We start from the raw sequence: 25,558 nt of genomic DNA, 5'->3' as shown, positions 1-25,558 counted from the left end.
CTACCCGTTCACCAAGTCCAACATTTCCCCGTGCAGCTCGGGTGTAGCCGCTGAAATCACCCGGCCGTCAGATTTCAAGTCAAGCGGCTGACCCTGCCAATCTGTCATCACCCCACCCGCAGCTTCAACCACGGCCAGCACTGGCAGGTAATCATAGGGCTGTAGATCATAGTCGATCACAGCATCCACATGACCCGCCGCCAGCAGGGCATGGGGGTAGCAATCATAGGCGAACCGTCTGGTCTGTCCAGATTGCATCAGCCTGTCGAATAACGCCGGATAATCGCGATAGATCTTGTCCCCTTCGTTTACAAAAAGAATGGACTGATCCAGCCGCGTTTGGGCCGAAGTCGTGATCGCATGGCCATTCAACGTGGCGCCCTGGCCAAAAACGCCGGTAAACACTTCATTTATCGCCGGCATGCCGATCACGCCGATATCGGGTTTGCCGTCAACCAGATGCCCCAACAGAAACCCAAACAGCGGATGACCTGACAGGAATGACCGGGTTCCATCGATCGGGTCGATAATCCAAACCTCGCGGCAATCCTGCCCTTCGAACCCATGTTCTTCTCCAAAGACGCCGTGATCGGGGAAATACTGTTCAAGATAGGCGCGAACCTGGGATTCAACACCCTTGTCGGCCTGTGTCACCGGGCTTTCATCCGATTTGAACTCGACCCCCAACGCGCCACGAAAATACCCCCGCGCTGCTTCGCTGGCCAGGTCAGCGATCTTTACCGCATGAGACAGCAGGTCGGCGCTTTCGTCGGTCTGTGAGGTCCTTGGATTCAGCATTCGATTCTATCCTGTTTAGCGATGATCGTGACCCCAAGGCGGTTAAAAACAGAAACTACCACTTGACGGCCCCTTCCCGATTTTATCCCACTACAATTCCACAAAACAACTCATATACAAACAAAAAAACCAATATTTCCACGTTTTCACAACGATATGTGGATTTTGAAACATGGCACAATTCTCAACGCATGTGCGTAATGATTGGCTGCCGACGAAACAGGCGCACCCAAAGGCCAAAGGGTGGCGACGAAAAAACGAGTGAGGTTCTGTCGGTAACACGGCCCCTATAGATTTGAAGAAAAGGATTAAGCTTTTCTGAAAAACAAGTTTCCGGGCGTCGTTCCGCTTTAAGCGACATCTGGGTGCCGCGCAATATTATGAGCGTCGAGAACCACGTTCCTGAAAACCGGCAGCAAGCAACCAAATGCGTCGGAACCCACTTGATGAGTTTTCGTGGAATACACCGATAGGTAGCGCGACCTAGGTGTGTGACCGAGTGCTGAGGGTTCCAGCATTATACAAACCTCTACATTTCACTTTGCCACTGATCACTGTAAATCGGGCCCAGCTCTCGGATAGTCAGCTTCTCGTTTGACGAAAGATCGATAACAGGAGCATCCAAAATAAGCTTCGCACGATCGAGTCCGCGGACAAATGACATTGCCATATTCTCATCCCGGGAATCCCGGTGCCGAGAGGGCCACGCGCGACAGGTGTCAAGCCGTGCATTGATATGTGAAGCAAGGTCATCACGTACAAAGAACGCGTTCACGCCCGCAGAGTTGGTTCCGACAAATTGATACCCTTTCGCAGCGGCCAGCATTTTGAAAGCACCTATCGATGCACCATAGTACTGACCTGAATGATGCGCCGAGAAACGCTCGAAACTTGGATCGTATGGGATTGTCAGATTATATAAATCACCAAAGATCGCATTATACTCTACGATAAGTATCGCCGGAGATACGGAACTTATCGCATCCAGCACCCAATAATCATTGCCGTCAATATCGACGCTTAAAATGCCAATATCGCCCGCCAGACCGTGTTTGATCAGCAGTGTGTCGATATTTTCTGCGGTAATAAAGGCTTCTACAGGTGTTATGTCATTCAAGACGTGGATCGGATCAACCCGAACGTGCGCGATATTTGTGGCTGACCCATCCATGACAAGACCTCGCCATCCTCTGTGACGGGCCAAAAAGCGGGTGTTCGATTCAGTGTAGTTTTCAACTCCAAACTCAACAAAGACGCGTGGTATGCTTGGCAGTTTCGAGACCAGCCACTCGATAATACCATCTTCTCCAAATTGAGAGTGGATGCGGAACTCCGCTTCAGCTATGCACCCAAGTCTTTCAATCGCCTGAACCTGCCGCGCGGCGACCTGTCCAGTGGCCAGAAGCAAGCGTTCCTGGCGTGCAGCAATTTCCGCGAGATGATCTGGAGACATCTGCGAAACGGGCGCAGATGTAGTCAGCGCTATGGAGGGGTGCATGAGGCGTGATAAGGCGCGACGCAGTTTCACTTTGGATTTCCACGGCAGAATTGAGACAGCGGCATCAAAAGCCTTTACGTTTAGGCATCAGCAAAAGATCAGTATGCGGAGAACCGGCTTTGGACTCGCCTTGTCGCAATGCCTCGTACATCTGATCAAGGGTACCAACAGAAAGTGGGTTCAGGTTTTCTGACTTAGATCCGCCAAGATCGATGACCTGTATATCGTCGCGTGATGCGATCGCGTCGCGTAACAATTTGTAACCACCGGAACGCTCAAGACCATAGGGCCAAAACTCAAGCACAACCGGGCAACGCATTGTGATCATACTTTTTGCACAGGCCAGCACATGACCTTCATGCCCTTGCGTATCGATCCAAATCAAGTCTGGCCCGGCTTCAGGCAGCAGGCCGTCCTTTGCTAAACTGTCAAAAGTCCGAACCGGCACATCCTGGAGGATCCAGTCGCCCTCGTCATGAAGATTATTGGCGATGTCAGCAGAGACCCGAAGGCGATGATCTCCGAAATTGGAAGGGGAGAGTTCCATCTGCATCGTACCGTTTGTGTTCGAAATGGCCATTTGGTGGCAAGATACCTTTTGTTCTACGTCATGCAGAAGTGTGTTGGCACGCAAAAGTCGAAAGTTTCGCGGGTCTGGTTCAAAAGCGATAACGCGGGCAAAACCGACCCGTGCCGCATGGATCGAATGGGAACCGATATTCGCGCCGATATCCACGAAGCAGGACATTGCAACCTCATGCCCGTTTTGCCTAAGAATCTGTATTACATCGTCAATGGCGCGCTCCTGGAACTGGCCAGTCTGGCGAAGAGACCCGCCAATCACGGTATCACTTCGATGGGTAATCCAGTGCCCTCCTGCCACGCCGCGCGACACGACAAGATCCGAGTTTTGCACGAAAGGCTCTGATGAGGTCAATTTTGTTGCGGAGGGTTCGCCCCCTTCTGAAGTGAAAGATACCCCGTTGCCATTTTCTTCCATGGATTTAGATGATGCGTACAGGCGTTGGCTTGTTGGCCAGTGCAGTGCCAGATACTCTGGGCTGGTCATCCATTGTTGGAACTGACGCCGCGGAGATCCGTCGTGATTCAGTACCCATCTTCGAAACATTCCACGCGGCTTACCATCCGCGTGGAATAGTAGCCTCCGCAACGCACGAACTGGACGCCCGTGTGTTGGACGGAACAGCCTATTTTCCAGCGCACCGCGCTTGGGTTGCACTTGAGTCATCGTATGCGCTCTTTGTAGTTGGGCGATATCGCCGCGAAGGCTCGACATTTCCGTGGCAAGAGGTGGAACGTTGCCCAGCGCTTGGTGAATCTCTGATAAAGCTCTGTCAAACCGGTAGACGCCTTGGATCAGGTCCATCCCAATTCGAAGGGAAAAGGCCCCATCCAGAGCGCCGAGCTCCGGCCCATCAACCTGTGCCACTACTGCATAATCAAGCGAAACATCTGTGAAAAGACTAATCAAATGGGCAGCAGCTTCGTCTCTTGGCTCACTACCCTGCAAACGAAGAATCACGTTACGCGCGAACCCGACATGCTCGGTGAGAAAACTGGTTAGCGCCGGGGGCAACGGCCTCAGGTGTGTCGGGTCAAGATGGAAATTGACCAGGCTAACAAGCGGGTTTTCCGGATTGGGCGTTTCCAAAATCAAAAGGCCACCAGGGCGTAAAACTCGGTGCGCCTCTGTTGTGAGTTCACGTATATCGTTAAACGGCAGATGCTCGATCAAATGAAACGCGGACACCAGCGCAAGTGCGTTGTCTGGCAGCGCTTTCAACGCTGGCAGCGCCTCTTCATTTTCAACAGCCAGACCTTTTTTTGAGCGATATCAAGCATACCGTTGTCGATATCAACGCCACGCGCGCTCAGGCCAGCCTCTTTCAGAATTTCAAGCCATTCACCTCGACCGCATCCTAGGTCAAGCGCCTGCGCGTCCCCTTCCTGTGCGGCGAGTGGCGCCAGAAAGGGCTGATACACTCGCAAGCGTTCCCGAATAAGAGAAGGATCGCCACGAAATCGCGCCTCGAAATCGCGATAGAAGGTGTCAGCCATACTCCGTACTTTCACATATTGTAAGGTTTTGTCCGAGATGGGTGCGCCTATCTCAGCGAGTTAACCTGATAGTTAGTGCATGACAGGCCAGAGGTCATCCCGTTTCTGGCTCGGATATCGCGCAGTCATACACATTTCGCTTTGGTATGCAGGATCCGCCAGCCTAAGTGTGATCGGCGAAGGGACTGTATTCCCGGGATACGATTTCAGCCCGTATCCGAACCGATCTGGACCGGATACAAACACCGTTTATTCCACCAATAACCCATAGTGACGGCAACAGGCCGTTCAGGTCACCCGTCCAGCATCCATTTCAGTGTGTCTTCCAGAGTGTGACGGATGCCGATTAGGATCCGGTTCTCTAGATGTGTGGGATCGCCCATCAAAACCTTGATTTCTTGCGCGCGCATAAAGGAAGGATTAGACACAACCTCGATCTCATGGCCGGTTATGGTTCGGCACATGTCCAGAATCTCTGCCAGCGCGGTTGCTTTACCGGAGCAGATATTCACGGTTTCACCTTCGGGTGCGTTTTCCAAAAGCAACCTGTATACTCGTGCTACATCGCGTACATCGGAAAAGTCCCGCGCGACATCCAGGTTTCCCAATTCTATCTGTGGCTGCTTATGCCGGAAATGAGAAACGATCTTGGGAACAAGAAACTTGGGGTCCTGGCCAAGACCGGTATAATTGAATGGTCGGGCAATCACGACAGGAAGACGGTCGTTATACAGCCGAGCCATGTGCTCCATTGCAAGTTTTGAAACCGCGTAATCGTTAACCGGTGCCGGGGGAGTAGATTCCCCTATGGATGGTACGGCGGCGTTACCATAAATATTCGCGCTACTGGCCAGAACGACGGCTTTGCGGCCATGCCCGGTGTTGGCAAGCGCTTCAAGTAAGCACCGCGTCCCCATCAGATTGACCTGATAAAAACTCTCGGCGGTTCCGTGTGCCACAAAAGCGACGCCTGCCAAATGCAGCACCGCATCCGGAGCAACGTGAGTGATAACCTGCTCCAGACCTGACGAATCCGTTAGATCTGCTTCCAGATATTTGGGATCGGGTTTGGGGGCCGGATTTGTTCCGGTGCCCCAAACGTCCCACCCCGCTTCTGCAAGCTCCATTGCGGCGTAGTGTCCGGTAAAGCCATAGCGTCCGGTAATCAGAACTCGGGGTGCCGGCATCAAAAGGACACACCCTTTTCGTTACGTGCAAGATCCGCCTCAACCATCATCTGGCAGAGATCCTCCAGAGATGTTGTCGCCTCCCAACCGAGCTCTCGTTTTGCCTTGCTCGCGTCGCCAATCAACAAATCCACTTCGGCAGGGCGATAGAATTTGGGGCTGATCCTCACAAGAATACGGTTGCTTTCCGCGTCTACGGCCACTTCTTTCTCACCTTCACCTTCAAAACGCAGCTCGATACCCGCGCTCTTGAAAGCCATGGAGACAAAATCCCGCACTGTCTCGGTGCGACCGGTCGCCAGCACAAATGTATCGGGTTCATCAGCTTGCAGCATACGCCACATGCCATCCACGTAATCCCGGGCAAACCCCCAATCGCGCTTTGCGTCAAGATTGCCCAGCTCAAGGCAATCAAGTTGACCCAGTTTGATTTTGGCAACCGCGTCAGTGATTTTGCGTGTTACGAACTCCAACCCCCGCAAAGGGCTTTCATGGTTGAACAGAATGCCTGAGCTGCCGAATATATCGTAGCTTTCTCGATAATTGATGGTCATCCAATGCGCGTATAGTTTGGCAACACCGTAGGGGCTGCGCGGCCAGAACGGAGTCGTCTCGCGCTGCGGCACTTCCTGAACCTTGCCAAACATTTCGGAAGTGGAAGCCTGATAGAACCGGATTTTGGGGTTCACTATTCTGATAGCTTCCAGCAAATAAAGTGCGCCAACGCCGGTGATCTGCGCGGTTGTGTGCGGTTGTTCAAACGAGACGCCCACAAAGCTTTGGGCCGCCAAGTTATAGATCTCATCCGGTTCCACCTTCTGAATAAGCCGGATCATTGTCCCCATGTCAGTCAGGTCGAGTTCCGACAGATCCAGATTGGGATGGTTACGAATACCAAGCTCTTCAATGCGCCAGAAATTCGTGGAAACAACCCGGCGGAAGGTCCCCACGACGTTATAACCCTTATTCAGCAACAGCTGAGCGAGATAGGCACCATCCTGTCCTGTGATACCTGTGACGATTGCAGTTTTTGTCACTCTAAATCCCTTTCCGTTTTGTCTCTTGCCTGTCAGAAAATCCTCGCCGACATGAGCAATGCTTTTTTGTCTACTTAGTCGTGCGTGCAAGACCGCTTTAGTATTAGTTTGCTTAAACAGGTCAATTCAAAGTTCCGCATTAGAGTTGAAACCTGAGAACCCAAGCACTGGACCATAAGCGCGGATATTTTGACGAAAGACTGGGCCTGCGCTAAGCCTTAACACACATCAATATGCATCGGTTTAGTTAGGTGCGTACATAGCCCGCCCCATATCCCGAGCCACATCTGACCAACTGCGCAGTGGCGCAGTTTTGATTTTTTCTTCCAGTTCTGAACGGTGGGCAGCGTCATTGAGCCTTAAGACGGCCTCGCCGATGCTTTGGACGCTCATTGCATCACAATATTCAACAAGATCCATTCCTACTTCGACGAGCGAGCTATTCTGGGCGACTACGGCCGTTTTTCCGTAGGCCAACGCCTCGCCCACGGGCAGGCCCCATCCCTCGTAAACACTCGGCATCAGCACGAACTGGCAGTTCTTGTAAAGGACGCCAAGCTCCTCATCTGTTGGTCCGTCAACCATGCTTACATAGCCGTAAATATCGCCTGTCCCCTCCAATAGGTTATCGAACTCGTCTGTAAGCCAGCCTTTGCGGCCGGCAAACACAAGCTTAGGCAGATCAACATGGCCCTGATCAACAAGGTACTTCCACGCCATCGCGGTGCGCCAGATATTCTTACGCGGTTCGACCGTACCAACACAAAGCGCATAAGGCTCACCAATAATTTTCCGCAGGTGGACACTTAGCTGGCTGGCGTCTTCAAGATGGGGGAAAGCGTCGAACGAAATCCGCGAAGACACGGGCCCTTGTTTCTGGGCATTCTCGTCTTCGAGCCCAATCTTGGACAACCCCGCCTGCGCCAAGGGAACAGCGGTCGCATTTCTCTGGATATCGTGTGCTTGAAAAAAGCGTAAAAGATCCTGCCGGGTCGCCTCAGAGATTGTCATGTAGCGGCTTGTGTACTCCCGACTGTCTAAAAGCCAGTCATAAAATACATAAGGCATGCTTGCAGCTGTAAACTGTGGTGCCACGATGGGGATCAGATCGTACACCAGCGAATGTACTTCCATCCCATTCGCTTTCGCCTTCTTGAACGCTTGGGTATGGCGTGACAGCCAGCTGCTGTCCAGAAGCACAAGATGGTCACCTTCTGTGGCCACATCGAACAATGGTTGCTCGGTTCGGCGAGACCCCGAGGTTTCGACGGGTGCTTTCTTCCGCCGGGCCGCACGCCACATCTCTGATGACATGTCCTTTTTTCGAAATACAGATTCTCGCCTGAGCAGGCCCATCACATCCAATCTGGTGCGGTGAAAGATATACTTTGCAGGTTTATTTCGATACCTGTCCAACATCGGAAGATTGGAGTGCACAGTCTTCCAGGGATAAAAAACCTGCCGCAACTTAGCTGGCGACGAAAAGGTACCTCGCCCCATCTCCTCGAGAAGCAGACAGCGTTGATCCCCGGAGTTTGAATCGCACCAACAAAGGTAAACAAGCTTTGGATCGCTTAGTTTAGAAAACTCAGAGATCAACTCAACAACAACACGCTGAATGCCTGAGTAGCGATCAACTTTTTTGATATAGTCGATTAGTCCTGAGATATCGAAGAATACTTTTTTGCCATCTTGGTTAAACGTAGGGGCGTTCATAGCTTACTCTCCATGCAGTCTGCCAGATGAAGTGGTCTCATCTTTTTGGATTGTTTCGCAGTAATACCGAAGTGTACTGATTTTAAGGGCTTTTGCGACTAACTCGACTTCATGAGCAAGTAATCGCGCTTTTCTGGAAAATTGAGGTTCACACAACAGAAGGGCTGACTCTTGACGGCGAGTGTGGCGTCTGCCTGACAGAATGCCGAGTAATGCTGAGACCTGCGCGCAGCGCCGAGGTCGATTGGACCAAAACCACGTGACATTTTAGAGGGGAATTGCCAGGCATGACAGTCCTTTCGAAGTTTATGGGCTCTATTTCCGGGATGGGTAACGGTCCCGTTAGTCCAGTCTTTGCAATACCGCTCGCACGTCCGCTGCAACGTTCGACCAAGTGCGAAGCTGCGGTTTATGCGCAGCAATGCGTGCGCGAAGGTTCTGAGCGAACTCCGGATCTGTCAGCAGCCTTGTGATATGGTTTGCAAGTTGATCAGGCCGATCTGGATCGAAATAGACACCAAGATCTCCGCACACTTCTTTCAGAACCGCCGCAGTAGAGCAAAGCGCTGGTGTACCAAACCACAAGGCTTCACCGGCGGGTAAACCCCAGCCCTCCATTCGGCTAGGCATGACAAGTGCCAAAGCATTCTTGTACAGGTTTACAAGGTCTGTCTGATTGGGGTTCTCGCGGAAGACCACGTGCTCACGGATCGTTGTGCATTCGTCTGATTGCAGATAGGTGCTTGTTTTGTGACGCAACGCCCCTGCCAGAACCAAAGTGGGTACGTCTTTCCCGTCACGCTTCAGAATGCGCAATGCTTCGAATACGACATCCAGGTTCTTGCGGCCCAGCATCGATCCAACTGTCATGATATATGGATTATCCGGAATATCTTGCTCGGATTGCTCGGTTCCCTCGGGGCATTCATGAACCAAGGGGACTGCGTAAACCTCTGGCGCTTCCGGCAGAACACCTTTTTCGGAGAAGTCCAGAACTTCCTGTCGCGTAAATTCGGAGTTTGTTAACAGCGCCTTGGCGCGGGAAACCAGCAGTTGGTTATCCCCTATGAAGTTGCGCGGGAAACTTGCCAGCTGGTGTTCAAAATCGTGCATGGGGATCATGTCATGCAGCAATGGAATGATATCGCAAGACACCCCTTTACGATCCAGAGTGCACAGGATTTCAACGATCAACTTGGGCCGCCCACAACTCACCAACGTCTTTCCAGACATGTCGATGGGCGTCATGTCTGGGGCTATCGCCTCCCAGGCTTTGCGGTTTCTGCGCCCGACCAGCGGTCTGACGGCCGCCAGCACCAGATCCCTCATAATTGACTTGGTGTAGTGGTGACTGCGCACGCGCAATTGCCGGATACCGATTGGAACGTTCAGGTCAACGCCACCATCTGCTCGTATGGTTGGGAATACTTCTAGAAGTTCATTATGACCCTGCGAGAAAACGGCGAATCTGACGGACGCGTCCTGTTTTCTGAGCTCAGCGCCAATCTCGGCAACGACCCTGGCGATCCCGTAATAACGCAGCTTACCGGTCGAGGCTAAAAGCACCTCGGTCAGGTCATAGACAACCTGCCGCTTCTTGGCTGCATTGAGATCGTTTTCCATTTCCGTTTTCCTTCGGCCACCCGGTCAGTCTAAAGCGGTTATCCAACCGTGTCCTAGACCCTGGAATAGACGTCCTCATAGCGGATGATGTCATCTTCGCCCAGATAGCTTCCGGTCTGCACTTCGATCAGCACCATTGGAACCTTGCCTGGGTTTTCCATGCGATGCACAGCGCCAAGCGGAATGTATACGGACTGGTTTTCAGTGACCAGCTTGACGTCGTCATCGACGGTCACCTTCGCGGTTCCCTCAACAACAATCCAGTGTTCGGACCGGTGGTGATGGCTTTGTAGCGATAGTGCTGCGCCGGGGTGTACATGAATACGCTTGACCTGAAAACGTCCGCCAACCACCAGGCTTTCAAACCAACCCCACGGGCGGAAATCCTTGGGAAAAATGGTGGCCTGGCTTGCGCCCTTGACTTTGAGCGCCTCGACAGCCTTCTTCACGTCTTGCGCACGGGATTTGTCCGCCACCAAAACCGCGTCGGATGTAGCCACAGCGATTATGTCCTTCAGGCCGATGCCGACCACTTCCAAATTACCCGCCTCAGAACGCAAAAGCGTGTCATTACAGTCTATTGAGGTCGCATTACCTGTGGCCACAACTCCGTTGTCATCCGGTCCCGCCTCACGCCAAACCGAACCCCAGTCACCCAGGTCAGACCAGCCAGCAGAAAATGGAACAACGCTCAGGTTGTCGGCCTTTTCCATCACCGCATAGTCGATCGAGATATCTTCGGCCTGCTTCCAGGCCTCTGGGTCCAGCCGTAGAAAACCCAAATCCGTTTTGGCAGCTTCGCAAGCGGCCCGGACCGGAGCCATCAGTGTCGGGGCGTGGGTTTCAAAAGCGGCGATGACGTCACAGGCCCTGAAAAGAAAAATGCCACCATTCCACAGATGCTTGCCGTCGGCCAGCATCGCAGAGGCGGTTTCAACATCTGGTTTCTCGACAAAGCTGTCGAGTTTGACAGGAGCGGTGCCCTCCGGTGCTCCAGCCAGTTTAAGATAGCCATAGCCGGTCTCGGGCCGATCCGGTGTTATCCCAAAGGTTACCAACTGCCCGGCTTGGGCTGCTGGAATACCTGCAGCCACGGCTGCACGAAAGGCGTCAGCATCAGGTACAACATGGTCGGAGGGCTGAACCAGCAATAGGGCTTCGGGGTCGGACTTTGCCACATGGAGGGCTGCCGCCAGAACCGCCGGCGCGGTGTTGCGCCCCTCAGGTTCAATCAGAATCGTGCCTGGATCAATGCCAGCCGCCTGCAATTGTTCAGTCACGATAAACCGGAAATCAGATCCGGTCACCACTACTGGTGCATCATAGTCCGACCCTGACACGCGCCGGGCCGAGGATTGAAACAGGGTCTCGTCCCCGGTGATCGCTGTAAACTGCTTGGGATAGGATTTCCGGGACAGCGGCCAAAGACGGGTGCCAGAACCACCGCAAAGAAGAACAGGAGTGATGGACACGATCAGATAACCTTTGCCAATAAATGCAAGTGCCTAGTGTCAACTTAAGGGCGCAATTTCAAGGTTGTTCCACTACCACTGGGTACGTTTTGGCGAAAAAACGCTAAACACCTGCCCCCTGAGACCGCATTGTCCAGGCATTTCGGCCTCAATTTCCCAGTTGAGGTTCGATCGCCACGTGCCTCCAACGTGGCGTGCCTCAGACAAACCGCCACGCTTCCAGTTGGCAAAAGGGAAAAGCGGCAGTATCGGACCCGAGCAGCTACAAAACGTAACGGCTCAAATCCGCTGATTTGGTCAATTCACCCAGATTGTCGTTCACGAACTGTGCATCGACCGTTATTTCTGTTCCGGCCCTGTCTGGTGCAGTGAATGACAGCTCTTCAAAGACTCGTTCCATGACTGTGTAAAGTCGCCGCGCACCAATGTTTTCAATGCTCTGGTTCACATCGGCTGCGATCCGCGCCAGGGCTGCAATACCATCCTCGGTAAACCCAACCGTAACCTCTTCGGTGGCCATGAGGGCCGTGTACTGACGGGTCAATGCGTTGTCGGTTTCGGTCAGGATACGAACGAAGTCTTCCTCGGTCAGCGCGCGCAGCTCTACCCGGATGGGCAGACGGCCCTGCAATTCAGGCAGAAGGTCTGATGGTTTGGCGATATGGAACGCACCGGATGCGATGAACAGGATGTGGTCGGTTTTCACCGGACCGTGCTTTGTAGAAACGGTTGTGCCTTCGATCAGGGGCAGCAGGTCGCGCTGTACACCTTCGCGACTTACATCACTACCACGCGCTTCTGTGCGGGCGCAGACCTTGTCAATCTCGTCCAGAAAAACGATGCCATTCTGTTCCACCGATTCCAATGCGGTGCGGGTGACCGTCTCATCGTCCAGCAGCTTGTCGGCCTCTTCCCCGATCAGCACCTCATAGCTTTCGGCGACAGTCAGACGTTTTCTAACAGTGCGCCCGGCAAACGCCTTACCGAAGATATCGCCCAGATTCATCATCCCCATCTGACTGCCAGGCTGTCCCGGAATATCGAACATCGGCATTGGGTTTGAACTGTCCGCGACGTCCAGTTCAATGACCGTCTCATCCAGCTCACCCGACTTGAGCTTTTTGCGGAACATCTCTCGTGTGCCTTCACGGGCATCCGTACCAGCGATGGCGTCAATCACGCGGTCTTCGGCGGCCTGATAGGCTTTGGCCTTGACGTCTTCGCGCATGAATTCCCGGGTTTGCAGAATGGCGGCATCGGCCAGATCGCGGATGATCTGTTCCACGTCGCGACCGACATAGCCAACCTCGGTGAACTTCGTGGCTTCGACCTTGATAAAGGGTGCGCGCGCAAGCTTGGCCAGACGGCGGCTGATCTCGGTTTTGCCGACACCAGTGGGGCCGATCATCAGGATGTTCTTTGGATACACCTCTTCGCGAATATCGTCCGGCAACTGCTTGCGGCGCCAGCGGTTGCGCAGTGCAACGGCCACGGCGCGCTTGGCATCCTTTTGCCCGATAATGAAACGATCCAGTTCCGAGACAATCTCGCGCGGGGTCAGGTCGGTCATATGTGTTCTATCCGTTTGTTTCGCACCGGAACCTAATCATAAGCTGCGAAAACACAAGCTGATCACAAAAAACTCACGCCAACACACAAACCGAACACGGAAATTCGAGGTGATGTGAATCGCCACACAGATATTTGCTGCGCATAGTCTGCGTCAACGGGCAAAGTCGCCCGCACTTATCTAATGGAGAACGTAAAATGATGACTCGTCGTTCACTTTTTCTGAACGCGGCTGCCACTGGCGCGGCTCTGACTCTGGTCGGCACCAATGCGGCTTTGGCCGGGGGTGACAAGAAAAAGGGTCATTTCGAGGGGCGCTCGAAGCACGAAACCAGCGGCTCGGTCAAAGTAAAAAAGGATGGCGATCGTTATATCGTTGAATTAGGCAACGACTTTTCGTTGGACGGTGGCCCCGACCCGCGTGTGGCATTCGGTAAGGATGGCGAATACGACCCGTCATCTAAGCTGGGTGCACTGCTGAATTTGAAAGGCAAGCAATCTTATGCGGTGCCTCCAACTATGGACATCTCGGGCTACAACGAAGTTTACATCTGGTGTGAGGTCGCTGGCGTCCCGCTGGGTGTTGCGTCGCTTAAATAATCTGAACGACAGAGGCCGGATCATCCGGCCTCTAATCCGTCGTTAGCTGACACGGCGCATATCTGCTACACTCGCCCCAAAGCATTTGAGCACGGGGCGAGTTGTATGACGAAAATTGCCAAGATCACCCTGCTGTTCGTGGTGTTCGTGGACCTGATCGGACAAGGTCTGGTCTTTCCCATCATCAATTCGCTGATCATGGAAACGAGCTCCGGTTTCCTGCCGGAAAGCACGCCTGTCGGCCGCAGGCATTTTTATTATGGTCTGGTGATCGGATGCTTTTTCCTGTCGTGGTTTCTGGGCGTTGTTTATGTCTCGAAAGTGTCTGACTCGATTGGGCGAAAGAATGCATTGCTGGTCTGCCTTGGGGGCGCGCTGGCCGGATATGCGTTGACCATTGTGGCGCTTTATCTCAATAACCTGCTTCTGCTGATCGTTGGCCGTTCGATTACCGGGTTCACTGCGGGTAATCAGCCCATCGCGCAGGCGGCGATGATCGATGGCAGCACCGACGCGTCTGACCGGGACCGAAACATGGGCTACATCGTGACTGGTGTTAGCTTTGGCCTTGTCGGGGGGCCGATCATAGGCGCGGTTTTGTCGGATTCGGCGTTATTTGGCGGCTTTGCCACGTTGAAAACCCCGTTCTATGGCGCGTTCGTGTTGGTTCTGGTGGCGATATTTCTGGTGCTGCTCTTTTTCAAGGACACCCGAACCAAGCGCGAGCCCTTTGTGTTTCGCCCCCGTGATATTACCGATAGCCTGATCGCAGTTGGCGAACACCCGCTGGTTCTGAAAATCCTGCCGGTTTATTCGTTTTTCATGATCGCCAATGTCACATTCTACGTGTTTGTCGACAATTTCCTAACCAGCGCATTCGGGTATGGGGTCATCGGGGGCAGCGTGGCGATGGTGGTCATCGGTGTGGCGTTGGCCTTTTCCAGCACGTTCCTGGTGAAGCCTGCCCAGGAAAGGTTCAGCAAACACGCGATCATTTACACGTCGCTTGTGGTGATGGTCATTTGCGGGTTTGCCTTTGCCTTCAGCCCAAGCGGTGTATTCAGCTATGTCCCGGTGTTTTTCTTCTATTTCCTGTTCGGGGTCGCCTATCCAACGCTGTTGGGCCTGTTCTCCTCAAGCGTCAGCGAGGCGGATCAGGGCTGGGCCATGGGCGTGGCCACTGCCGTGTTCTGCCTTGCGGGCGGGATCATGTCACTGATCGGTGGCGGATTGATGAGCATCGATATCCGCGTGCCCTATTACATCGTGATCGTAGCGGCGGTCCTGGGGTTGATCGGTATGCACCGTCGATGGAAAGGCAAAGAGATCAAAGCGCTTTTAGCCTGAGATCGTCTCAACCGTCAGGTTGCCATTGGTATAGACGCAGATATCTGCTGCGATGGCCATGGATTGCCGGGCGATGTCCTCTGCGGATCTGTCGCTGTCCATCATGGCACGCGCGGCGGCCAGAGCGAAGTTGCCTCCCGACCCGATGGCAGCCACATTGTGTTCGGGTTCCAGAACATCCCCTGCCCCGGTGATGACAAGCAGATCCTTGCCGTCTGTCACGATCAGCATCGCCTCAAGCTTTTGCAGATACTTGTCTGTGCGCCAGTCCTTGGCGAGTTCAACCGAGGCGCGGGCCAGTTGGCCGGGCGTAGCTTCAAGCTTGGCTTCCAGCCGTTCCAGCAACGTGAAGGCATCCGCTGTCGATCCGGCAAAACCTGCCACGATCTCGAACCCTCCGGGAGACAGGCGGCGCACCTTGCGCGCGGTGCCCTTGATCACGGTCTGACCCAGACTCACCTGACCGTCGCCGGCAATGACGACATGACCGTCCTTCTTGACGCCGATAATCGTTGTGCCGTGCCAACCGGGAAAGTCGTTATCTGCCATGATCGTCTCCGCTTTTGCTGGCGGTATATATGGGCCGGACCGGTTGTTGGCGCAACCCATTGCCAAACTGCCCAAAAGATATGCAAAAAATGCAATTCGGGGTTACCGGACCAGCAATTGTGAGTCCGGCCAAGCGGTACTAGATGAGGCTCACAACCGACGACGGGTCGGCTGTTTCTTCAATAAGGACTGCGCACATGGCAACCACAGCTAATATTCATGCGCCGCTCGGAGCAGCTACCATCCTGCACGTGGCGGACGTTTTCATCAATGCATTCGACAGTGTTGTCGCATGGAATGAAGCACGTAAAACACGTAACCTTCTGTCGGAACTCAGCGACACGCAGCTGGACGATATCGGTCTGAGCCGCGCGGATATCGCAAAAATCTGATCCAACCGACGGATCATCAAACCGAACCAGCCGCCCGGATTTCCGAGCGGCTTTTTCGTTGCTCAACTCTGGATGTATTTCCCGGCAAGATCGGGTAAAAAAGCTTCGACCGCGGCAGTTGCAATGACGTGCAGAGTGCCAGCTTCTTCATCAGCTACATCCAGACCACCTTTGACCGCGCGAACCTCGGCTCGGCCGCGCGGCATGTCGGCAGCAACCAATTCACAATTCACCTGTTCCGGATTCTGAACGCCGATTGTCACAAGCACGCGCATTTCGTTGTGATCGATCCCCAGCTTTGAAAACAGCGTGATGGATGAATGATGCAGCGCGTCCTGTACCGCGCGGCGGGCTGCTTTGGTATAATCCTGACCATAAAGGTCATTACCAGTGCCCATTTCCAGGATGATCCGCTTTTCACTCATTGCGCCGGGTCCATGTTGAAAGAAACGATCAGTGCAGCGTTGGCTATCACCGTGTGGCCGTCACCATTCGGTTTTTCGATGTCCAACCCACCTTTTGTGACGGTAATGTTGGGCTGACCATAAGGGAAAACGGCTTTGAGGGCGTCGATATCCACTTGATCCGGCTGCTGCACGCCGATCTCGGCATCAATGATCATCGCCTCTTTCGGGAAACCAAAAAGTTCGGCCATATTGACCGAGTTGTGCCACAGCGCGTCCCTGATCGCCCGCAGCGACGCCTCGGTATAGTCCATCCGGCGCAGGGATGTGCCCATCCCGAATTCTACAAGAACGCGCGTTTTTGCCATTGGTTTCCCCGCCGTTTCAACAAAAAAGGCGCCCCAATCTGAGACGCCTTTCGAACAATCCGTTATCGCCAGATCAGATGGATTCGTCGATCCAGCTTTGCAGCGCGGCTTTGGGGGCAGCGCCTGCGCGGTTCGATACAACCTGACCGTCCTTAAAGATGAACAGCGCCGGGATGCCGCGCACGCCCATGGCGGCGGCAGAGTTCGGGTTGTTGTCCACGTCCACCTTGGCGATCTTGACCTTGCCGCCATATTCGGCGGCCAGCTCTTCCAGTGCCGGACCAATCTGCTTACAGGGTCCGCACCATTCGGCCCAGAAATCCACTACAACTGGAACGTCCGAGTTCTTGACTTCGGCGTCAAAGGTTTCGTCGGTGACGGCTACGGTCGACATATTATGTCTCCTGAATGAAATGCGCTTGGGCTGTGAAGGTAGGGGTGGCAGTAGGCAAGGTCAAGATATCTGGGTGCAGGCCACGGCATCCGTCACAAGATCGTGTGGCAACCACATAAGATTTGCCGTTCTTGTCCAAAGGATTGCGGTGCGTATCTTATGGTCCGGATAGATCTGCGACAGGGCCTGCGCATACGCGCCCATTTGGCGAAGCAACCCTTCGGGGCAATCTTCGACCCGGTTCGGAACGGTGGCATTTGATTTGAAATCAATTACATGGACTTCGGTGTCCGTCACGATCAGGCGGTCGACAATCCCATACATTCGCTGCCCGCGCAGGTCGGCAGTTACAGGTACTTCGGCCAATGTGTCCGGCGTGAAAATGTGTCGCAGGCTTTCGGATGTCAGCACGCCTGTGACTTCGGTCAGCAATGCGTTCTGATCCTCTTGCCCCATGCCGGGCAGCAGGCGGGCGCAAAGCTCTGGCCAGTGGTCCTGCGTGACTTTGGGCAGATGCTCAAGCAGCAGGTGCACGCGGGTTCCGCGCAGTTTGGCAGCGTCTTCATCCAGACCAGCGTCACCTGGCAACGCCTTGGCCCCACCCAGATCCGAAGGGCTGATGGTGGCCGCAGGTACAACCGGTTCAGGTGCAGGGTGCAGGAACATATCAGGTAGATCTGAATGTTTAGCCGATGCGCGTGACAGCTCAACCAGTGGAAACCCATCCCAGTCGCCATGGGACAGCCGACGTGTATCTGAACCAGGCAGTTGCGTTGCCCCGGCCCTTTCCATCGCTGCTTCTACCATCTGGTACCAGCTGTTGCCATCTTTACCCAAATCACCTGCCGCTGCCACGATCAGCCACTTTTCAGCCCTTGTTAGAGCCACATAAAGCAAGCGAAGCCGCTCGTTTTCCTCGCGGGTGCGCGCCTCTGTCCGGGCGCGAGTGATCAGGTTCGGCGATTGGTCTGCCGAAACCTTCCACAGCGGTGTCCCGTCTGCCACCATGATTTCGGCGTCGCGTGGCGGCTGGCGTTTGCCGGTATCAGGCAGAATGACGATCGGAGCCTCCAACCCCTTCGAGCCGTGCACCGTCATCACCCGGATCATATTTCCGACCCCGCTCATCTGTCGTTTGATCTCCAGATCGTCGGTCTGCATCCAGACCAGAAATCCAGTCAGGCTGGGGATATCCGTCCGCTCGTAGGCCAACGCCTGCGATAGCAGGGCATTGATACCGTCCTCAGCCTCGGGTCCCAGTCGGCCCAACAGGTTTCGTCGCCCGTCGTGTCGGGTCAGAATGCGTTCAATCAGGTCATAGGGGCGCAGAAAGTCGATCTGACTGCGCAGATCGTTCAGCACGGCCAGGGTTTTGGGGAAATCGTCGGCGCGTCTGCGCAAAGCAGCCCACAGGAATTGCTCCTCCCGCCGATGGGCCAGATCGAAAAGCTGCTGCTCGGACCATCCGAACAGTGGGGATTTCAGAACTGTCGCCAGCGACAGGCTGTCTTCGGGCGTGGCCAGAAAGCTAAGCAGCGCAGCCAGATCCTTGACCGCAAGTTCGGCACCCACTTTCAGCCTGTCCGCCCCGGCGATGGGAAGCCCGGCAACCTTGCAGGCGCGAATGATTTCGGCAAACAAGTCGGACCGGCGTTGCACAAGGATCAGAAAATCACCCGGTTGCACTTTGCGTCGAACAAACTGGCCCTGCGTGTCCCCGTCTTCAGGGATCGTTTCGCCGCCATCGATCATTTCTTTGATCGTCTCAGCCACCCGTTTGGCCAGAATAACGGTATGATGCCGCGATCCGGGCCGGTCCACCGGATCGGTCCAATCCCCCTCTTCCGCGTCTTCGACTTTCTCGACGACGGGCCAAAGATCAACCCGACCGGGCAAATCGGATTTGAAGGCGCGGTGCTGGCTTTCCTTCTGAAATCCTGCATCGGTTCGGTTCTCAAAAAGCGTGTCGACCAGAGACAAGATCGCGCTGGAGGATCGGAAGGAATATTCCAGCGTCGAACCCCACAGTTTAGAGCCTGATTCAGTGAGTTTTCGGTCAAACTCCTCCTGCATCCGGTCAAAAGCCTGCGGATCGGCACCCTGAAAGGAATAGATCGATTGTTTTTTGTCGCCGACCACAAAAATCGTGCGCTCGACCCCTGATCGGGCCCCCTCCCCACTGGTGAATTCCTGAGCCAGTTTTTCGACCACATCCCATTGATCGGGGCTGGTGTCCTGCGCTTCGTCGACAAGTATGTGGTCGATACCCCCGTCCAGACGGTACAACACCCATTCGGCCACCGCCGGGTCATTCAGAACCTGACGTGCGCGCAGAATCAGATCGTCGAAATCCAGCCACCCCCGCAACTGCTTGCGGCGTTCATATTCCGGTAGGAATGCAGCGGCAAAGCGGTGCAATACAGCGGTTTTCAGGGCTGCAACCAGCGCCAGCCGGCGTTCGCGTGCAGCTTCAACCCGCAGCATGAGAGCTTCGAGTTGAGGCATCCGGTCCGCCAGCGCACCTTCGCGAAGGGGTTTGGTGGGAAAGCCGTTGATCTTGGCGGTGAACGGTTCTTTTGCGCCTTTTCCGGTCAGCAGCACGTCTTCCAGCATGGGCAAGTGAGCCAATCGTGCTTCGGTGAACCCTGCCAGCTTTGCCGCTGCCTTGGCATTATTGCCGCCACTTTCGAGCAATAGGGGCAAAATTGACTGGATCAGCTCAACCTCACCACCCAGGAAAACGCTTTGAAACAACGCATTATCGTCGAAATGCGAGGGCAGTTCGAAGCGTTGCAACAGATCAGGCCAATCCAGTTGCTGCGCGAATAGGTTGCGCTTTTGGGCGATCGCCGCAGTCAGCTTGTCAAAGCCTGTATCGGTGATAAACCGGGCCACGTCTTCGATCAGCTTGGCCTGCGGGCCTTCTGCGAAATCTTCAACAATTTCTTCCCTCAGCAAAGCTGCCGCACGGTCTTCCATTTCCGAAAACTGCGGGCTGACCCCGGCCTCGAGCGGGAAACGACGCAGCAACGAGGCGCAGAACGAGTGAATTGTCTGAATCTTCAAGCCGCCTGGCGTCTCGATGGCGCGGGCAAACAGGGTGCGCGCTTGTGCCAACCGGTCTGAATCGATAACGCCGGTCACGCCCAGTTCGGCCAGGTCCTTTTGCAGCCTGGCATCTTCCAGCATTGCCCATTTGCCAAGACGGTCAAACAACCGGTTCTGCATCTCGCTGGCAGCAGCTTTGGTATAGGTCAGGCAAAGTATGTGCTGCGGTTGGACGCCACCCAGCAGCAGGCGCGCCACCCGATCGGTCAGAACCCGTGTCTTTCCTGACCCCGCATTGGCGGCCAGCCAGGTCGAGGCATCGGGTCGCGCGGCCTGCACCTGCCGTTCGGTGGCTTCGTTGCGCGCGCTCATATCAGGTCCTCGGGGCGCGTTTCGGCTGTCCGGTCCCACTCGCCGAACCGGGCCAGATGATCATAATCACCAATATCCGTATCCTTGTGCAGCATTCGGCGGGATGAATATCCCTGATCAGGCTCTAAATAGGCTGAAATCAGCTCTTTTAGTTCGGTCAGAACCTTCTCGGCGGGTTCTTTCAGCAGCGGCGCGGGCACCTCTTTATAGGCACCACCCATCCCGATGAAGATCGCCTCTGCCACCGCCATCGGGTCAAGACCTTCGATACCGCCCTGTTCAGCCATTGCAGCCTCGATCAGCAATTGCTTGTCGAATTTGGACTGCTGGCTTTCTGTTGGAGGCGCGCCGGTTTTATAGTCGATGATCCGCAAGGCCCCCCGGCTGTTGTGATCGATCCGGTCAGCGCGCCCTGTGATGGTGAAGTCCAACGGGTTCAGCACCAGCTTCATCGCCGCTTCAAAGGCCACTGGCCCACCGTCACCCCGGCGCGAAAGTTCAGCGCTGATAAAGTCGTCTGCGATCCGTTCCAGCCGCGCCAGCCACAGATGTCGCGCCGTGGGCCAGGCGACATGCTGCTCCAGCAATGTGTGCGCGCGTTTCAGAAAATTCTCACGCGTCAGCAGGGCGTTGTCGAGCACGCTATCCTTGACGAAATGTTCGAGGATTTCGTGGATCACGATCCCCCGCAGCAACGCGTCGGGTGCCTGGACAAGCGGATCGAGAGGTTTCAACCGCAGCACATGCTTGGCGTAAATGGCATAAGGATCGCGGATCAGTCGCTTGATTTCCGTTACTGACAGGTGATGCGGACGCGCGACAACTGGCGGGCGCGGGGATGGGCGTGGCGCGGGGTCAATGCGCGGCGCGTCTTCCAGAGCCTCGGACCAGTTCAGCCAGTTTTGGCCACGGGCGCGCATTTCGGCCAGCGCTTGGGGGCCACCCTGCTCAGGCAGGCCTTGCAACAGGTTTGTCAGCCGGTTCACCCAACGGGACGGCACCGTTTCCGCATCGTCCGAGCGGGTTGCGCGGGTTAGCCAGACCTCGGGCGCGCCGATGGCCTGTTGAAAATCATGCGCCGACAGGCCAATCCGCCGTTCGGGCAGCAACAACCCCGCTTTGTCACGCATCTGCCGGTTCAGCCAGGGGTCAGGAGCCGGAGCTTCTGGCCAACTGCCTTCGTTCAATCCGCCAAGGATCAACAGGTCCGCACCTTGTACCCGCGCTTCGAGTGTGCCCCAGATCATGATATGCGGATGTGGCGCGTCGCGGTCGCGGACCTCTTCCCCTGCAAGCAACGCGCCCAGAAGATCGGCAAAATCATGGGCTGTCATCGGCCCGCCATGTTGCGCCTCATCCCTGAGGGAATTCAGCACTGCCAGCGCTTTTTGACCCGCGTTCTTGTCCCACAGCGTGCCGGTTTCACCTGCACTGCCAGCCGAGATCGCCTCGGCCAGTGTTGTGAGCCGATCTACCCAGTCGGAAAGCGCCAACTCGCCACTGATCTGTTGATCGCAGAAGTGGCGAACAACCCAATGGACCCAGCTTTCGGGGGCTTCTTTGCGTACTGCAAATGCAGTGAGGCTGGTGCCATCCGGAAATGGTGGGCCATTGCGGCGCAGATCCAGTTCCAGATCACGCGTGCGCAGCAAATGTTTACCGCGTTCGCTGCCGTCATGGCACAACGGGTGCTTTAGCAAGGTAAGCAGCGCCTCGCCCTCCAGACGGCGCGTGAACAGACCAGCCACATGTCGCAGAAACCGGCCCGGAGGCGAGAGTTGCAGCGGCAGACCGGCGCTGTCATCTGCCAGAATGTTCCACCGGTCCAGCGCGGCGCTGACCTGACGGGTCAACATGCGATCCGGCGTAATCAGGGCGGCGGTCTGACCGGTTTCGGCAGCTTGTCGCAGGCGCAGGGCAATGGCCAAAGCCTCGTCCCGCGGTGATTGCGCCTCGACCAGTGTCAGGTCTTTGGTTGCGCCGAGTAGATCAGCCAGTTTCGGGCCTTCGCTCATCCAGGCATCGGTGATCGGGGCTGGGCGCAAAGCCAGGGAAACCAGACGGTTACGGGCAGGCGAGGGGGCGTTCAGGTCTGTCCATGGAGTAATCTGGCCGGGTGACAGGCCCAGCCCGCGCATCAGCTTGCGAAACCGGTATTGCGGATGATCCTCCGAAGTCAAGGCATCATCCAACCCTTCCCAAACGTGATCCGGCTGGTGGAAATCGTATCCGGGCAGTACCAGGGCCCCTTGCGGCAAGCGCGCGACGGCATCCATCAGCATCAGCGTGGTGCCGCGCGAACCGGTCGACCCGGCCAGAATAACCGGATGCAGGGGGGGATCGGTTTGCCAGCGGGCGATCAGGTTTTCGACCACGCGGCGTTGGCGGGCCTGCGCGTCCATCACCTGCGAGCCCGTGTCAATGAAATGATCTGCGATACCGATAAAGGTCTGAGCCCGCGCCCAATGGCCGGACATGTCGCTGACATCCAGCCCCCGGATCGTGTCCGGTGACACACCTTCGCCCTGCATTTCGTCAATCAGCGCCGCCAGACTGTCGGACAGGTCAAAAACCGACGACCGCGCGGCCAGATCCGGTTGTTGTTCCAACAATTTGGCGACCAGCTGTGTCAACTCCAGACGCCTCCGAAGGGGCGGAATGGCAGGTGGAATATGCGCCAGATCAGCACTGTCCCCCAGATCGGTTAACAGCGAGATACGGGGCAGCAGGCAAGGTGGCCCCTGATTGAACAGATCACGTACGCGCCGCTCCATGCGTCGCGTGTTCAACACCAGCCCCACCCGCGCCAAAGCCTCGGGCGGGCCTGAACAACGCCGCCTCAGGCCGTCGACCAACGCTTTGGGGAAATCCGTGCCGGGCGGGACGGCGAAGACTCGGGGCAGGGGTCCGGGGTCAAACATCTGCCAGCAAATCCTCGGCCAGAGCGATCCCATCGGGGTGGCCCACATCACACCAGCGACCGGGATACTCGATGCCGAACAAACGCCCCTGATCGTGCATCTGGTTCCAAAGCAGGTTCAACGAAAACGCCGGTTGCGAAATGGCGTGCAACCCTTGTGTCTTGAGGATCTGCGCGCCCCCGTAAACCAAGCCGGGCCCACGCGTGATCCGCCCCACCTGATCGGCGGTAAAATCACCCGGCCTGTCGTGACCAATGGCCTGCGCAATCGGAACACACATCAAAAGCGCATCCATGCGGGACGGGTCCCATGCGTTTTGCAGCAGCATCAACGGATTTGGGCCGGACCAGATTGCGTCGGTATTCAGTGTGAACACAGGGTCGGTGCCCAGCAATGGCAGGGCTGCGCGCAACCCGCCGCCGGTTTCCAGGATCTCCGGCTCTTCCGGCGATATCAGAATGCCTTTGGGCCTGAGATGCGCGTCGAGCTGATCGGCGTGGTAATGCACGTTTGCCACTGTGCGAACAGGGCCAAGGTTGTCGACAAGATCCAGCGCGTGGTCGATCAGGGCGCGCCCGGACACTTCGATCAGCGGTTTGGGTCGGTCCTTGGTCAACGCGCCCATACGGGTGCCAAACCCGGCGGCAAACAACATTACGGCAAAGGGTGATCCGGTCATTGGGGCCTCAGCCTGGCCAAATTCTGAGGTGTTGGTCGGGGCAGAGCGTCGTGCAGCAGCGAGGCCACCGAAACAAGGGCAGGGTGTTCCAGATCCCTCATGAGGTGCGACCAGACCGCCGGGATCATGTCCAGATATTGCGGCTTGCCGTAGTCGGTTGCCAGCCGCGAAAAACCGCCAAGGATGCGAAGATTTCGCTGCGCGCCCAATACGCTGTACGCGGTACGAAATTCGTGATCGTCCATACCTGACCCTGCAATATAGCGGTTGATCATCTGCATTTCTGTCCCGACCGAAACATCGCGGCGAATGTCCTGAAGCAAGGACACCAGATCATAGGCGGGGTGCCCCAGCATGGCCAATTGGAAATCCAGCAATCCGACGCGCCTTATGCCGTCGCGCTTGGGCAGCCACAGAAGGTTTTCTGCGTGATAGTCCCTTTGAATGACAACTTTGTCCCCAGAGGTTTCGCGGTGCAAAATATCTGCAAACCGAAGTTCGAACCGGTCCAGAACGTCCTGATCAACATTGCCCTGAATGCCAGCGGCATATTTCGTAAGCGCCAGTGCCGCCAGGTCCGTCATCAGGGCCGGGTCGTAGGACGGTAGCGACAATAATGGGGCCTGATGCAGATGAAGCAGCACGTCTGTCGCGGCCTCGTACAAAAGGCGTTCTTTGGACGGGTCTTTTTTCAGGACGCGTGCAAACAGATCATCACCCAGATCTTCCAGCAGCAGAAATCCATATTCAGCGTCTTCTGCGTAAATCTCGGGCGCACTCAGGCCAATCGAACGCAGATACTCGGCAACACGCACAAACGATTCGACGCTTTCGCCCTTGTCAGGTGGTGCATCCATCAGGACAGCCGTTCGCTTACTGACCGGATCGGTCACGCGTTCGTACCGGCGGTTCGATGCGTCGCCGGCCAGTAGTGCACGCGTTGCCCCGGCCCAAGGAGTTTGCGCAATAAGGGCCTCTGCCAGGACTGTCCTGTTTGTCATCCGGCATTCTCCAACTTGTCTACCCATTTCGGATCGGTCCATGACAAGGACATGTGGCGGGTTTCTTCTGTGTCAGGGTCTGTTTCGAAGGCCAGTTTTAACGCAGCGACAGGGGCTAGTGTGCCCAGTTTTTCCGGCCATTCCACAAGGCAGATTGCTGTGTCAAAGGCTTCAACCAAACCCAGCTCATCCACTTCCTCTAACGCGTTCAGCCGATAAAGATCGCAGTGCCAGATCTCACCGGCAGGGGTGTCATAGGTCTGAACCAAAGTGAATGTGGGTGATGGCACGTCTTCCGGTTCAGGCATAAGTGATTTAATGAGGTTGCGCGCGAAATGCGTCTTGCCGCTGCCGATTGCGCCGCTAAGCAACAGGACGTCCCCGGCACCAAGCGAAGACCCGACACGGGCCGCGAAATCTGCGGTTTCATCGGGCGATTTAAACGTCAGGGTTTGTGAGGTCGTCGTCATGGCGTCACAATGACGTTCTGCCCAATCGGCTGCA

22 protein-coding genes are annotated in these 25,558 nt (G+C 55.6%); 3 read left to right on the top strand and 19 right to left on the bottom strand.

Annotated elements, in window-relative coordinates:
* The 10 genes from ACR0BF_RS09660 to hslU form a co-directional block, all read right to left on the bottom strand.
* Nucleotides 1-798: an inositol monophosphatase family protein gene (locus tag ACR0BF_RS09660; protein ID WP_480624784.1), complete on the bottom strand. Its 798-nt coding sequence runs from the start codon at nt 796-798 to the stop codon at nt 1-3.
* Between the two features lie 529 nt (nt 799-1,327).
* The gene (locus ACR0BF_RS09655) at nt 1,328-2,326 is read right to left on the bottom strand and encodes a class I SAM-dependent methyltransferase (RefSeq protein ID WP_480624783.1); all 999 of its coding nucleotides are present in this window, start codon (nt 2,324-2,326) and stop codon (nt 1,328-1,330) included.
* 34 nt (nt 2,327-2,360) lie between these two features.
* Nucleotides 2,361-4,100 carry an FkbM family methyltransferase gene (locus ACR0BF_RS09650; RefSeq protein WP_480624782.1) on the bottom strand — a complete coding sequence of 580 codons (1,740 nt, stop codon included), beginning with the start codon at nt 4,098-4,100 and terminating at the stop codon, nt 2,361-2,363.
* Nucleotides 4,097-4,375, bottom strand: coding sequence for a methyltransferase domain-containing protein (locus tag ACR0BF_RS09645; RefSeq protein WP_480624781.1), 279 nt, complete (start codon nt 4,373-4,375; stop codon nt 4,097-4,099). The genes ACR0BF_RS09650 and ACR0BF_RS09645 overlap by 4 nt, the downstream gene beginning before the upstream one ends.
* A 293-nt stretch (nt 4,376-4,668) precedes the next feature.
* On the bottom strand, nt 4,669-5,562 hold the full coding sequence (locus ACR0BF_RS09640; RefSeq protein WP_480624780.1) for an NAD-dependent epimerase/dehydratase family protein: 894 nt from the start codon (nt 5,560-5,562) through the stop codon (nt 4,669-4,671).
* Nucleotides 5,562-6,599 carry a GDP-mannose 4,6-dehydratase gene (gene gmd, locus ACR0BF_RS09635; protein ID WP_480624779.1) on the bottom strand — a complete coding sequence of 346 codons (1,038 nt, stop codon included), beginning with the start codon at nt 6,597-6,599 and terminating at the stop codon, nt 5,562-5,564. The genes ACR0BF_RS09640 and gmd overlap by 1 nt, the downstream gene beginning before the upstream one ends.
* Before the next feature lie 243 nt (nt 6,600-6,842).
* Nucleotides 6,843-8,315, bottom strand: coding sequence for a glycosyltransferase family 4 protein (locus ACR0BF_RS09630; RefSeq protein ID WP_480624778.1), 1,473 nt, complete (start codon nt 8,313-8,315; stop codon nt 6,843-6,845).
* 342 nt (nt 8,316-8,657) lie between these two features.
* Nucleotides 8,658-9,938 carry a glycosyltransferase family 4 protein gene (locus ACR0BF_RS09625; RefSeq protein WP_480624777.1) on the bottom strand — a complete coding sequence of 427 codons (1,281 nt, stop codon included), beginning with the start codon at nt 9,936-9,938 and terminating at the stop codon, nt 8,658-8,660.
* 53 nt (nt 9,939-9,991) lie between these two features.
* Nucleotides 9,992-11,410, bottom strand: coding sequence for a mannose-1-phosphate guanylyltransferase/mannose-6-phosphate isomerase (locus ACR0BF_RS09620; RefSeq protein WP_480482576.1), 1,419 nt, complete (start codon nt 11,408-11,410; stop codon nt 9,992-9,994).
* Between the two features lie 262 nt (nt 11,411-11,672).
* The gene (gene hslU / locus ACR0BF_RS09615) at nt 11,673-12,980 is read right to left on the bottom strand and encodes an ATP-dependent protease ATPase subunit HslU (protein ID WP_480624776.1); all 1,308 of its coding nucleotides are present in this window, start codon (nt 12,978-12,980) and stop codon (nt 11,673-11,675) included.
* Between the two features lie 197 nt (nt 12,981-13,177).
* On the opposite strand from hslU, the gene ACR0BF_RS09610 reads away from it, so the two are divergent.
* Nucleotides 13,178-13,579 (top strand): DM13 domain-containing protein, encoded by a 402-nt coding sequence (locus ACR0BF_RS09610; RefSeq protein WP_480482580.1) that lies wholly within the window; start codon nt 13,178-13,180, stop codon nt 13,577-13,579.
* 105 nt (nt 13,580-13,684) lie between these two features.
* Complete coding sequence (locus ACR0BF_RS09605; protein ID WP_480496393.1) at nt 13,685-14,926, top strand: MFS transporter; 1,242 nt, start codon at nt 13,685-13,687, stop codon at nt 14,924-14,926.
* Here ACR0BF_RS09605 and hslV read toward each other — a convergent pair.
* Nucleotides 14,918-15,475, bottom strand: coding sequence for an ATP-dependent protease subunit HslV (gene hslV / locus ACR0BF_RS09600; RefSeq protein WP_480496391.1), 558 nt, complete (start codon nt 15,473-15,475; stop codon nt 14,918-14,920). The genes ACR0BF_RS09605 and hslV overlap by 9 nt on opposite strands.
* 197 nt (nt 15,476-15,672) lie before the next feature.
* Here hslV and ACR0BF_RS09595 point away from each other — a divergent pair, with 197 nt between their 5' ends.
* The gene (locus ACR0BF_RS09595) at nt 15,673-15,867 is read left to right on the top strand and encodes a DUF1127 domain-containing protein (RefSeq protein ID WP_480521310.1); all 195 of its coding nucleotides are present in this window, start codon (nt 15,673-15,675) and stop codon (nt 15,865-15,867) included.
* A 62-nt stretch (nt 15,868-15,929) separates the two neighbouring features.
* Here ACR0BF_RS09595 and ACR0BF_RS09590 read toward each other — a convergent pair whose 3' ends face one another.
* The 8 genes from ACR0BF_RS09590 to tsaE form a co-directional block, all read right to left on the bottom strand.
* Nucleotides 15,930-16,292, bottom strand: coding sequence for a Lin0512 family protein (locus tag ACR0BF_RS09590; RefSeq protein WP_480624775.1), 363 nt, complete (start codon nt 16,290-16,292; stop codon nt 15,930-15,932).
* Nucleotides 16,289-16,639 (bottom strand): Lin0512 family protein, encoded by a 351-nt coding sequence (locus ACR0BF_RS09585; RefSeq protein WP_480624774.1) that lies wholly within the window; start codon nt 16,637-16,639, stop codon nt 16,289-16,291. The genes ACR0BF_RS09590 and ACR0BF_RS09585 overlap by 4 nt, the downstream gene beginning before the upstream one ends.
* Before the next feature lie 73 nt (nt 16,640-16,712).
* Nucleotides 16,713-17,033, bottom strand: coding sequence for a thioredoxin (gene trxA / locus ACR0BF_RS09580; RefSeq protein ID WP_209505247.1), 321 nt, complete (start codon nt 17,031-17,033; stop codon nt 16,713-16,715).
* Nucleotides 17,034-17,093: 60 nt separating this feature from the next.
* Nucleotides 17,094-20,453 (bottom strand): double-strand break repair helicase AddA, encoded by a 3,360-nt coding sequence (gene addA, locus ACR0BF_RS09575; RefSeq protein ID WP_480624773.1) that lies wholly within the window; start codon nt 20,451-20,453, stop codon nt 17,094-17,096.
* Nucleotides 20,450-23,374, bottom strand: a complete 2,925-nt coding sequence (gene addB / locus ACR0BF_RS09570; RefSeq protein WP_480624772.1) for a double-strand break repair protein AddB — start codon at nt 23,372-23,374, stop codon at nt 20,450-20,452. The genes addA and addB overlap by 4 nt, the downstream gene beginning before the upstream one ends.
* Nucleotides 23,367-24,053 (bottom strand): nucleotidyltransferase family protein, encoded by a 687-nt coding sequence (locus ACR0BF_RS09565; protein ID WP_480624771.1) that lies wholly within the window; start codon nt 24,051-24,053, stop codon nt 23,367-23,369. Before ACR0BF_RS09565 ends, addB begins: the two co-directional genes overlap by 8 nt.
* Entirely contained in the window at nt 24,050-25,054 is a 1,005-nt protein-coding gene (locus tag ACR0BF_RS09560; RefSeq protein ID WP_480624770.1) for an aminoglycoside phosphotransferase family protein, read from the bottom strand. Before ACR0BF_RS09560 ends, ACR0BF_RS09565 begins: the two co-directional genes overlap by 4 nt.
* The gene (tsaE, locus tag ACR0BF_RS09555) at nt 25,051-25,524 is read right to left on the bottom strand and encodes a tRNA (adenosine(37)-N6)-threonylcarbamoyltransferase complex ATPase subunit type 1 TsaE (protein WP_480624769.1); all 474 of its coding nucleotides are present in this window, start codon (nt 25,522-25,524) and stop codon (nt 25,051-25,053) included. The genes ACR0BF_RS09560 and tsaE overlap by 4 nt, the downstream gene beginning before the upstream one ends.
* Nucleotides 25,525-25,558: the final 34 nt, after the last annotated feature.

This window comes from Ruegeria sp. AG7, assembly GCF_056541545.1.
The sequence above is the reverse complement of the archived record's forward strand: the minus strand, read 5'-3'. Positions and strand labels throughout refer to the sequence as shown.

Coding starts and splice junctions, on each gene's coding strand:
- ACR0BF_RS09660 (WP_480624784.1), bottom strand. CDS start 798: ATGCTGAATCCAAGGACCTCACAGACCGACGAAAGCGCCGACCTGCTG.
- ACR0BF_RS09645 (WP_480624781.1), bottom strand. CDS start 4,375: ATGGCTGACACCTTCTATCGCGATTTCGAGGCGCGATTTCGTGGCGAT.
- ACR0BF_RS09640 (WP_480624780.1), bottom strand. CDS start 5,562: ATGCCGGCACCCCGAGTTCTGATTACCGGACGCTATGGCTTTACCGGA.
- ACR0BF_RS09630 (WP_480624778.1), bottom strand. CDS start 8,315: ATGAACGCCCCTACGTTTAACCAAGATGGCAAAAAAGTATTCTTCGAT.
- ACR0BF_RS09625 (WP_480624777.1), bottom strand. CDS start 9,938: ATGGAAAACGATCTCAATGCAGCCAAGAAGCGGCAGGTTGTCTATGAC.
- hslU (WP_480624776.1), bottom strand. CDS start 12,980: ATGACCGACCTGACCCCGCGCGAGATTGTCTCGGAACTGGATCGTTTC.
- ACR0BF_RS09610 (WP_480482580.1), top strand. CDS start 13,178: ATGATGACTCGTCGTTCACTTTTTCTGAACGCGGCTGCCACTGGCGCG.
- ACR0BF_RS09605 (WP_480496393.1), top strand. CDS start 13,685: ATGACGAAAATTGCCAAGATCACCCTGCTGTTCGTGGTGTTCGTGGAC.
- hslV (WP_480496391.1), bottom strand. CDS start 15,475: ATGGCAGATAACGACTTTCCCGGTTGGCACGGCACAACGATTATCGGC.
- ACR0BF_RS09595 (WP_480521310.1), top strand. CDS start 15,673: ATGGCAACCACAGCTAATATTCATGCGCCGCTCGGAGCAGCTACCATC.
- ACR0BF_RS09590 (WP_480624775.1), bottom strand. CDS start 16,292: ATGAGTGAAAAGCGGATCATCCTGGAAATGGGCACTGGTAATGACCTT.
- ACR0BF_RS09585 (WP_480624774.1), bottom strand. CDS start 16,639: ATGGCAAAAACGCGCGTTCTTGTAGAATTCGGGATGGGCACATCCCTG.
- trxA (WP_209505247.1), bottom strand. CDS start 17,033: ATGTCGACCGTAGCCGTCACCGACGAAACCTTTGACGCCGAAGTCAAG.
- addA (WP_480624773.1), bottom strand. CDS start 20,453: ATGAGCGCGCGCAACGAAGCCACCGAACGGCAGGTGCAGGCCGCGCGA.
- addB (WP_480624772.1), bottom strand. CDS start 23,374: ATGTTTGACCCCGGACCCCTGCCCCGAGTCTTCGCCGTCCCGCCCGGC.
- ACR0BF_RS09565 (WP_480624771.1), bottom strand. CDS start 24,053: ATGACCGGATCACCCTTTGCCGTAATGTTGTTTGCCGCCGGGTTTGGC.
- ACR0BF_RS09560 (WP_480624770.1), bottom strand. CDS start 25,054: ATGACAAACAGGACAGTCCTGGCAGAGGCCCTTATTGCGCAAACTCCT.
- tsaE (WP_480624769.1), bottom strand. CDS start 25,524: ATGACGACGACCTCACAAACCCTGACGTTTAAATCGCCCGATGAAACC.